The organism is Limosilactobacillus difficilis, assembly GCF_947387495.1.
Lineage (GTDB): Bacteria > Bacillota > Bacilli > Lactobacillales > Lactobacillaceae > Limosilactobacillus > Limosilactobacillus difficilis.
Map to the genome: position 1 here is coordinate 1 of NZ_CANDNU010000053.1, position 9,770 is coordinate 9,770.

The window sequence follows — 9,770 nt, forward strand, 5'->3', positions numbered from 1 at the left end:
TTTTTGCCTTAATCAATGATTAAGGACCCTGCACATTTGTGTTTGTCGAAACTTTGTTCAGTTTTCAAAGGTCTACCACGATCGCTGAGCAGGCAGCTCAGCGACTTTTTAATTATATCAGCTGTCTTATTAGCTGTCAAGGATTAATTTGATTTATTTTGAATCAATCAACTGACTTACAAAAGACAACTTCTAAATTATACCAGATCATTTAAATCTGTCAAGCTGTTTTTTTAATTGCTATTTGCAAGCAACTCAACACAGCAATAGATAATATACCAAGGATTCTAAAAATCGTCAAGCACTATTTAAAAACTTTCTTGAAAGTCATACAAACACCGATAAATTTCGATAGCTGCTAGATCAAGCTTATCAAAACGATAACGTTCACTGTTATCTAGCTGAACCAAAATAAAAATGCCTTCATCATGAAGATAAGTGACATCACAAACTGCCACGCCAAACATCGTAAACGTTCGAGACTGCCGATTGCGAGAACGATCATCTTGCATTGCTTCAAGACGTTTCACGATCTTCACTAGTTCTGACTGCTCAGCCAAAGACATCCCCTTCTCCCTAATCATTCTCAATCTTCTTCACCTTATCCGGGTGAATCATCATGCAAAAAATTCCCACAAACATCCCAAAATAATACGTCAGCAATCGCCAAATAATCATTGCCAGTAACAATTTAGCACTGGAATGCATAAAACTAGAAAAAAGCACGGAGAAACTATACTCGGCCCCTCCTGTCCCACCAGGAATGGGAAACAACGAAATAATCATGAAAATAAGAACGTGCAGGCTCATCACCATGACGAAATTCAAACCATGCACGCCGAGTGCCAGCATAATGAAATAAGGAATTGCGTAGTAAAAAAGCAACTGGCAAAGCGTCACCAGACAAACTTTTGCTAGTTTTCGATATTCCCGCTTCATTTTGATACTTTCATGATAAAAACTATCAATCTTACGATTAAGATTGATAACCATCCGTTGATAGCGCTCCTCCTTCATGAAAAAATGCAACGGCCGCACCAAAAGGTTCGTTATTTTCTTGGTAAAACCATACCAGTACATGATCATCAACAGGGTAATGATCACCGAAAAATGGATCAAAAAACCAAATAAAACTAGCAGCGATAAGGCATGGACTTTCTCCGCAATGTAGTGAAAACCGATAATCAAACTCACAAGGAAATTGATGACAATCATCGACTGAAACACGACAAATTTCATCAACAAAACAGAACTGGCACGACCGCCATCTACCCCTGACTGAAGCAAAGCCATCAGCTGGGCCGGCTGTCCACCGGTCGAAAAGGGGGTAATCCCATTACCCAACTGCTCAATCGGCGGAATACGCAGCGCATCTTTCCACGAAAAATCCGGATAACGATCAGTCATAAAAATTTTGACAACTACCCCTTCAAGGAGTAGGTACATCACAATGCAAAACACAGCTAATAAGAGCCAATACCAATTGAGACTGCCAAGCTTGTTCACCAACTCATGCAGGTTTTGTCCTCGCATAGAGTAAGTGAAAATGCCACCACCCAGCAACAACATTAAAATAAAAATCCACCAATTCTTCCTAGTCATGGTTCATCCCCGCTTGTGCTAAGTAAAAATCATGCCAGATCTTTGCTAAATGTTCCTTCGAATACTTTGCACTAGCCGCCTGGGCACGTTGGCGCAACCTTGCCAGTTCTGACGGCTGATCGATTAAAGCACGCAGCTTAGTCTGCATTTCAGCAACATCCTTTGCTGCTTCGTAGTCCCCCGCAATAATTGAATGATATAAGTCTAGGTCACGGAGCATTACCGGTGTGCCGCTGCTGAATGCTTCCAGTACTGACATAGGAAAAAGCTCATTAAATGATGGCAACAGAAAAAGATCCGCAACGTTGTTTAATTCGTTAATCCCCTGTCGACTGACGATCCCTGGGAACCATAAGTTAGCCGGCGGATTATCAACGATCCGTTTCAATTCCCGGTAACCATCGGTAATCATGCCAAAAGAAAAACCGCCAGCCCAAATGAACTGCACGTCAGGGTTCTGCTTTGCCAGCTTGATGAAGTCAAAAAGCCCTTTGCGTTCTTGAATTTGCCCGCTTCCCAAGACGACAAACTTCTTGTCAGACAAATGATACTTGGCCCGCAAACGTTTCTTCTCAGCAAGATCTACTGGATAAAAATGATCATGATCAACAAAATTCGGAATATAAGTAATGTCACGGCGATCAATCCCGTAAGCTTCTAATTTTGGAATAAAGGATGGATTGACAACTACCAAATGATCCATTCGCTTATAAAAAGCGATCACATAATGATAAAAGATACTCCGGAAAGGTTGGGGAATCTTCAGACTGCCATTCAACGTTTCTGGCAGAAAATGAACATAGCCAATTTTGCGGCCCCGTCGTTTTGAAAAAGTCGAAAAGTAAAAAGGCAGATCAATCGTGTGGTAATGACTGATCTGACTCTGCCGATAGGAATTGATTTTAATGTCGAATTCATCACAAAAATAGTGGCGTAGCATTCTGACCAGCTCAAGATAAGCACTGCCGACCCCTTGGCCAGCTACTTTATCTGCGGAAGAATACATCGTTATTTTTAACATCATGGCCTCCTACTCATACCAAAAAGTGTGCGACGACGCTTGTGCTGCCGGGCGTAATCTCGCTGACACTGATGGTAAAAATCAACCACCCGCCGGGCAAAGACTTCCGCCGAAATATCATGGAGCTTTTGCTGTCGCTTCTGCTGGTCTTCATGATTATCGGTATGCCGAAGATAATAAATAACACTATCCACTAAATCTGCCCGTTTTTGAAAACTCCGGCCAATCGCCGGATCATCGATCAGCTGATCCGTATAACGACTCCGCATCACCACGATCGGCAGGCCCGATGCCAAAGCTTCAATGTAAGTAAGCCCTTGAGTTTCCGTATCAGATGCCGATACCAAAACATCTGCCATCTGGTAAAACAGGTGGACCTGATCGTTAGGCACAGTGCCCGTAAACTGCACGTATTTAGTTAAAGCCATCGCTGATACCTGCCGTTCCAAAGTCTTACGCGCCGGTCCATCACCAACGATAACCAGCTTGGCGTCAGGGGCTTTTTGCAAAATGTCCGGCAGAGCTTCGATGATTTCATGAATGTTTTTTTCGTAAGCTAGACGACTCAAGGCCAGTAACACTGGCGTATCCATCCCCAAACCGAGCTTTTTCCGTAAGTCACCGGCTTCTTCAGCAGAACAATGGTGTTGATACAATTGCAGATTGACCCCAGTCGGTATCACCTGGATCGGTGCTGTTACCCCATATCCACGTAGCGTATCCAGCACCTTCTGACTTGGGGCAATCACCCCGGTGACACTCCGCATGTATAGTTTGACCAGCTTGGCCACGTCTTTGGGTTTCAGAATCTTTCCGTTAGCAATGTAGTGAAGGTAATCACTATACATCGTATGGTAGGTATGGATCACAGGAATCCCCATCTCTCGAGCAGCCTCTTTGCCCATCAACCCTAACGAAAATTCCGTTTGGTTATGAACGATATCTAAGTGCAGTTCCTTTGCCAAACGCAAGATCTTCAGCCAGCCAGTCAAAGCAATCCGTCGCTCAGTAAAAGAAACAAATGGAATGCTGTGGAAACGATAAATCTGCTCCCGCTTGTCTTCTTCGGGATCAGCCAAAGGGTCTGTGGTTGTAAAAATATAAACGTTGTGCCCTTGTGCCACCAGCTCATCTCGCAACGTTTTAATGGAAGTCGCCACACCGCTCACCTGGGGAAAGTATGTGTCTGTAAACAAGCCGATGTTCAAAGTAAAATACTCCTTTGTTGCACATTTTCTAACCGTCGCATAATCTCATTTATTCTAATCTGTTTCAATTCGTCACGCAAGTTTAGCATCAGCTGCCAAACAAAAAAGCCAGGACACGGAACCATCCCGAAAGCCTAAAGGCACTTCAGAATCAGTCTTCCACATCCTGACACAATCATTATTGTAACGGTGTGCTATTGCAAATCATGTAACGCCGGCACTTGAGCTTGAACTAACTTGCAGACTGTTTCGGCATCTGGTGCGGCCAAAGCCTGGTGTAGCAATGGCTGCAATTGACGTTTTTCAAGCTGCTTAATCAGTGACCGCACCCGAGTCACCTTGCTGCTAGTCATCGAAAATTCATCAAGACCCATCGCAACCAAGAGTGGAATCGCCAAATCCTTTGCAGCCAGTTCGCCGCAAAGGCCGACCCACTTGCCTTCCGCATGAGCCGCATCGATAGTCCGCTTAATTGACCGCAAAATAGCGGGATGCATTCCCTTATACAGGTAGCCTACTCGCTGGTTTCCCCGGTCAGCGGCAAACATGTACTGAATCAAATCATTCGACCCAATGCTGAAGAAATCAGCTTCTCGTGCTAATTGATCCGCCATCGTCACCGCTGAAGGAACTTCCACCATCATACCAACCTGAATATCATCTGCCACTTTAACCCCTTGACGAGTCAAAGCACGCTTTTCTTCGTCCAGTATCGATCGAGCAGCCTCAAATTCATTCAGGGTTGCCACCAGTGGGAACATAACAGCCAAACGCCCGTAAGCAGAAGCGCGTAGCATCGCCCGAATCTGGGTACGCAAAAGCTGAGGATTTTTCAATCCCACCCGAATTGCGCGAAAACCTAAAAACGGGTTCGTTTCGCTCGGCAGCCGCAAGGTTCCCAAACGTTTATCACCACCAATGTCAAGCGTCCGCATCACCACTTGCTGGTCAGGCATCGCGGTCAAGACCTGCTTATAAGACTGGAATTGCTGATCTTCATCGGGCAGGTTGGCGCTATGCATATAAAGAAATTCAGTCCGCAGCAAGCCAATCCCTTCGGCCCCATCCTCTAATGAAGGGGTGGCCTCATCTGGCATTGCAATGTTGGCGGCCACGATAAAATGGTGGCCATCTTTACTGACAGTGCGCTTTTCCCGCAATGCACCATAGCGTTGCATCTCCTGGGCATACTGGCCGGCTAAGCGCTGGTAATGATCAACCGTTTTTCGATCTGGAGCAATGATCACTTTGCCATGCACGCCGTCAACAATCACCAGGTCACCATTTTTGATTTGCTTTGTGCCACTCTTGGTACCCACAACTGTCGGTATCCGCAATTGCTGTGACATAATCGCAAAGTGGGAAGTTGGTCCACCATTATCAGTCACCAACCCCTTAACGTAGTCATTAAAGTTAACCATATCATTAGGAGTAATGGCGTGAGCAATGATCACGGCTGGATGGTCTAACTTGGTCGCGTCAGGCAACGGCTGGCCGAGGAGATGACTCAGCAATCGTTGACGAACTTCCGTTACGGCCGTGGCTCGCTGGCGCAAGTAGTCATTATTATTCATCTTTTTAAACAGCTCTTGGTAGTGCTGCGTCTGTTGGGCAACGGCCCATTCTGCCGTGAAGTGGCTCAGCGTGACTAGTTGCTCAATTTCGGAATAGAACTCAGAATCCGCCATGATATCCACTTCGATGTCCATCACCATTGCTGCCTGCCGTCCTAAGTTGCGGTGGGCTTGCTGTTGAAGATTTTTAATTTCATCACGCGTAATAGCAAAAGAATCATGAAGCCGTTTGACCTCATGATTCTGATCATTACTATGATGCTTGGTGACGACAAAATGAACTGACCCCAATAAGTACGCCCTCGTGATGGCGTAACCACCACTTGCTGCTAGCCCATTGAGAACATCCATTGATTAATCAGCCAAACCTTCCTTGTGCATCGTTTCATCGATCGCCTTAATAGCGTCTTGTTCGTCGTCACCTTCAGCCGTGATGGTAACATCAGCGTTCTTGCCAACACCGAGTGACATAACACCCATGATGGACTTCAGGTTAACACTCTTGCCGTTGTATGAAAGGTTAACGTCAGAGTTGAACTTTGATGCAGTCTGAACCAGGATAGTTGCTGGACGAGCGTGCACACCAGTTTCAGCAACAATAGTATATTCGCGTTTTTCCATGATAATCATTCTCCTTGCAGCTTTTTTGTAATCAGCACTTCTACCAATTACATTACCAGTTATTATACTACCAATAAAGCAACTAAATTACAAGCTTCTTAGCAAACGCTTCCACATTTTTAATGCTGATTGATGCGGTGATAGGAAATAATCCCTTTACGCCCCGCATCTCCTTCGATTTGGGTCCGGTATTCGTAATCATGAAAGACCCGCTGAAATTCCATGAAATCATCTGGATTCACCGTAAAACTATCAATTTTTTTTAAGCGCAATTCTTCTAATTTCTGGTGAAAATCTTGGCTCACTGTTTATCCTCCCCTCTTTTATATATATTCTATCACGGCGTTATTTCCTATATAATTAAAAGCTTCCGTCACCTATTTTTAGCATTCTCTTAGTCAGAGTGCTAAAATTTAAGTCGAAAGCCTTGCGTTCCACTCAAAAGTCGTTATAATGTAGTCATTAGTCAAGAAAGGTCAAACTATTTAGAGCTTGACCAAATTGCAAAGGAGGATTCAGATGCTTTGCCAATTTTGTCATAAAAATCCGGCAACGATCCATTTGCAGATGGACCTCAATGGTCAGCGGATGCAGGTTAATCTCTGCCAGGACTGCTATCAGAAACTACAAAATATGCAAACTAATATGATGCAAAATGGAGGTAATAATATGGATAATCCATTTGGCTTCTCAAACATGGAAGACTTTATGAACGCAATGAACAATATGCAAAACCAGGCTGCTAACCAGGGCGGCATGGGCGCCAGCCGAGCTCGTGGTCAACGCCAAGGCGGCAATGGCGGTCGGAACGGCAAGGGCCTGCTCAGTCAGTATGGTATCAATCTGACGGAACTGGCTCGTCAAGGAAAGATCGACCCCGTCATCGGCCGTGACAAGGAAACTGCCCGGGTCATTGAAATTTTAAATCGCCGGACTAAGAACAACCCAGTTCTAATTGGGGAAGCTGGTGTTGGGAAGACTGCCGTTGTTGAAGGACTGGCCCAGTCAATTGTCTCTGGACAGGTTCCGGACAAGCTTCGTAACAAGGAAATTATCCGTCTGGACGTCGTTTCTCTGGTCCAAGGTACGGGAATCCGGGGTCAATTCGAACAACGGATGCAACAATTGATGAAAGAAGTTCGTGAAAACAAGAATGTCATTCTTTTCATCGATGAAATTCACGAAATCATGGGCGCTGGCAATGCTGAAGGCGGCATGGATGCCGGCAACGTTTTGAAGCCAGCTCTGGCCCGTGGTGACTTCCAGCTGATCGGGGCCACGACCCTTAATGAATACCGGAAGATTGAAAAGGATGCTGCTCTGGCACGGCGGTTCCAACCTGTTCAGGTTGATGAACCTTCCGTTGAAGAAACGATTAAGATTCTCAATGGGATCAAGGATCGCTACCAGGATTACCACCACGTCAAGTACACCGACGACGCCATTCAGGCCGCTGCCCAGTTATCCGATCGCTATATTCAAGATCGGTTCCTGCCTGACAAGGCAATCGACCTGATGGACGAAGCCGGTTCCCGGAAGAATCTGACGCTGAAGTCTTCTGACCCGAACGCCATTGAAAATGACATTCACACTGCCGAAGCCCACAAGCAGCAAGCCGTTGAAAACCAAGACTACGAAAAAGCTGCCTACTACCGCGACCAAGTCACTCAGTTGAATAAGGCCAAGAAGGAAGCTGAACAAAAGCACGCTGAAGGCATCGCCACTGTTACCCGTGAAGATATGCAGACCATCATTCAAGAAATGACGGGGATTCCTGTCGGTGACCTCGAAAAGCAAGAACAAAACCAGCTGCGTGACCTCGATAAGACTCTCGAAAAGCGGATTATCGGCCAGAACCAGGCCGTCGACAAGGTTGCCCGGGCTATTCGGCGTAACCGGATCGGTCTGAATAAGAATAACCGGCCAATTGGTAGTTTCCTCTTCGTCGGACCAACTGGTGTTGGGAAGACCGAAACGGCTAAGCAGCTAGCTAAGCTCCTCTTTGGTTCCAAAGATTCGATGATCCGTTTCGACATGAGTGAATACATGGAGAAGGAATCAACGTCCAAGCTGATCGGTGCTGCCCCCGGTTACATCGGCTACGATGAACCAGGTCAGCTAACCGAACAGGTTCGCCGGCACCCCTACAGCTTGATTTTGCTGGATGAAGTTGAAAAAGCCCACCCAGATGTCATGCACATGTTCCTGCAAATTCTTGATGACGGTCGCCTGACCGACTCCCAAGGCCGGACTGTCAGCTTCAAGAACACGATCATCATCATGACCTCCAACGCCGGCACTGGTGACACCGAAGGCAACATCGGCTTTGGCCCAGAAGCTAGTGGCCAAACTCACTCCGTGATCGACAAGCTGACTAACTACTTCAAGCCCGAATTCCTGAACCGGTTTGATGACATCGTTGAATTCAACCCGCTCACTAAGGACAACTTGATGAAGATCGTCGACTTGATGCTCGACGATGTCAACGACATGTTGAAGGATAAGAAGCTGAATCTGACCATTGACGAAGACGTTAAGAAGAAGTTAGTTGATCTGGGATACAACCCGAAGATGGGGGCTCGTCCGTTGCGTCGGACAATTCAAGAGCAAATCGAAGATCGGATTGCCGACTTTGTATTGGATCACAGTGATGACCATCAATTGGCTGCCCGCCTTGACAAAGATGGCAACATCGAAGTGGTCAGTGCCACTCCAACAAAGACTGACACGCCAACAGAGACAAGTGAAGATTAAAGCTTTTTAGCTAAGGGCTTGCGCGGTTTTACCGCGTGAGTCTTTTTTCATAATCTTTGGTAATAAAAGATGCAAAGAAGCACTTCTTTCTCGATAGTCGCTGTATACTTAACTTAAACAATTATTGAGGAGTGAACATAGATGGATCGCGCTTTTAAAACCGGCAACCCGATTTGGGTTTACTTCATCGACCTGGATTCGGGGGAAAATCTCAAAACCCCAAAACTGCTACGTGGTTTTGTCGATACCAAATACCAGGTTGAGCCGCCCAAAATTGACAATTATCGCTACATGAAAGCAGAAGGTGACCTCTCCGGTCATTTTGATATGCGTCAGCACATGATCAAACTTTATTACCGACACAAAGATTGGGGTGAAGTTCAGACGATCGAGCTCTTCCTGCGTTTAAAGCGTCCCGTCCAGGCATATGATCAAGTCGCGGGAATGCCGATCGAGCAACCCATCCCAGCCGGAATCATTATCAAGTCCTTCAAGCGGGTTGCCACTTATTCCCGTGAATTTTGGTACGAAATCGGCAGCGACCACTGGGTTCAATTTAAAGATCGGGACATGGAGCTAGTTGACCAACCCTTCCCCAAAGAGGCAAATGATAAGCCCCAAACAGCTCAGTTCTCCGAAAGAGACATCGATAAAACCGGAATTGTCGATTACGTCAAGGGAATTGAATTACCGGTTTACGCTAATCCCTATGGCGAAGTTCTCAAGCACGTCAGCAACGGTAGCAAATTGCAACTTGTGAGTGAACTGGACGACGAAAATGGTGTTAAATGGTACCACCTCAAAGACCAAGGCTACGTTAACGCTGCTTATGTCAATTTAATCTAACCTGCTATTTACCCTATTACCGCCGTTGCCGGATATAAAATCCAGCAGCGGCGGCTTTTTTATGTAATGAGAATTTACAATTCAAGTGCAACATAAATTAAAAAAATAACCCATAACGGGTAGAATTAGTTTAATGACCAAATC

General features: G+C 45.7%; 9 protein-coding genes. 2 read left to right on the forward strand and 7 right to left on the reverse strand.

Annotation, left to right across the window (positions count from 1 at the left end; translation table 11 throughout):
- Nucleotides 1-308: 308 nt before the first annotated feature.
- From QOR82_RS08125 to QOR82_RS08155, 7 genes are all read right to left on the reverse strand, one after another.
- Entirely contained in the window at nt 309-584 is a 276-nt protein-coding gene (locus QOR82_RS08125; protein WP_283584265.1) for a DUF1797 family protein, read from the reverse strand.
- Nucleotides 577-1,602 carry a lysylphosphatidylglycerol synthase transmembrane domain-containing protein gene (locus tag QOR82_RS08130; RefSeq protein ID WP_283584266.1) on the reverse strand — a complete coding sequence of 342 codons (1,026 nt, stop codon included), beginning with the start codon at nt 1,600-1,602 and terminating at the stop codon, nt 577-579. The genes QOR82_RS08125 and QOR82_RS08130 overlap by 8 nt, the downstream gene beginning before the upstream one ends.
- Nucleotides 1,595-2,623: a glycosyltransferase family 4 protein gene (locus tag QOR82_RS08135; protein ID WP_283584273.1), complete on the reverse strand. Its 1,029-nt coding sequence runs from the start codon at nt 2,621-2,623 to the stop codon at nt 1,595-1,597. Before QOR82_RS08135 ends, QOR82_RS08130 begins: the two co-directional genes overlap by 8 nt.
- A complete protein-coding gene (locus tag QOR82_RS08140; protein WP_283584267.1) occupies nt 2,623-3,831 on the reverse strand; it encodes a glycosyltransferase family 4 protein in 1,209 nt (402 codons plus the stop codon). Before QOR82_RS08140 ends, QOR82_RS08135 begins: the two co-directional genes overlap by 1 nt.
- A 194-nt stretch (nt 3,832-4,025) precedes the next feature.
- Nucleotides 4,026-5,756: a phosphoenolpyruvate--protein phosphotransferase gene (ptsP, locus tag QOR82_RS08145; protein ID WP_283584268.1), complete on the reverse strand. Its 1,731-nt coding sequence runs from the start codon at nt 5,754-5,756 to the stop codon at nt 4,026-4,028.
- A 3-nt stretch (nt 5,757-5,759) separates the two neighbouring features.
- Complete coding sequence (locus tag QOR82_RS08150) at nt 5,760-6,026, reverse strand: phosphocarrier protein HPr (protein ID WP_283584269.1); 267 nt, start codon at nt 6,024-6,026, stop codon at nt 5,760-5,762.
- Nucleotides 6,027-6,145: 119 nt separating this feature from the next.
- Nucleotides 6,146-6,331: a hypothetical protein gene (locus QOR82_RS08155; protein ID WP_283584270.1), complete on the reverse strand. Its 186-nt coding sequence runs from the start codon at nt 6,329-6,331 to the stop codon at nt 6,146-6,148.
- A gap of 214 nt (nt 6,332-6,545) precedes the next feature.
- Here QOR82_RS08155 and QOR82_RS08160 point away from each other — a divergent pair, with 214 nt between their 5' ends.
- Both QOR82_RS08160 and QOR82_RS08165 read left to right on the forward strand, forming a co-directional pair.
- Nucleotides 6,546-8,780, forward strand: a complete 2,235-nt coding sequence (locus tag QOR82_RS08160; RefSeq protein ID WP_283584271.1) for an ATP-dependent Clp protease ATP-binding subunit — start codon at nt 6,546-6,548, stop codon at nt 8,778-8,780.
- Between the two features lie 141 nt (nt 8,781-8,921).
- The gene (locus QOR82_RS08165) at nt 8,922-9,626 is read left to right on the forward strand and encodes a MucBP domain-containing protein (RefSeq protein WP_283584272.1); all 705 of its coding nucleotides are present in this window, start codon (nt 8,922-8,924) and stop codon (nt 9,624-9,626) included.
- Nucleotides 9,627-9,770: the final 144 nt, after the last annotated feature.

Bases quoted from the DNA above. Each gene is read 5' to 3' on its own strand.
- QOR82_RS08125 (WP_283584265.1), bottom strand. From the start codon at position 584: ATGATTAGGGAGAAGGGGATGTCTTTGGCTGAGCAGTCAGAACTAGTG.
- QOR82_RS08130 (WP_283584266.1), bottom strand. From the start codon at position 1,602: ATGACTAGGAAGAATTGGTGGATTTTTATTTTAATGTTGTTGCTGGGT.
- QOR82_RS08135 (WP_283584273.1), bottom strand. From the start codon at position 2,623: ATGTTAAAAATAACGATGTATTCTTCCGCAGATAAAGTAGCTGGCCAA.
- ptsP (WP_283584268.1), bottom strand. From the start codon at position 5,756: ATGGATGTTCTCAATGGGCTAGCAGCAAGTGGTGGTTACGCCATCACG.
- QOR82_RS08150 (WP_283584269.1), bottom strand. From the start codon at position 6,026: ATGGAAAAACGCGAATATACTATTGTTGCTGAAACTGGTGTGCACGCT.
- QOR82_RS08160 (WP_283584271.1), top strand. From the start codon at position 6,546: ATGCTTTGCCAATTTTGTCATAAAAATCCGGCAACGATCCATTTGCAG.
- QOR82_RS08165 (WP_283584272.1), top strand. From the start codon at position 8,922: ATGGATCGCGCTTTTAAAACCGGCAACCCGATTTGGGTTTACTTCATC.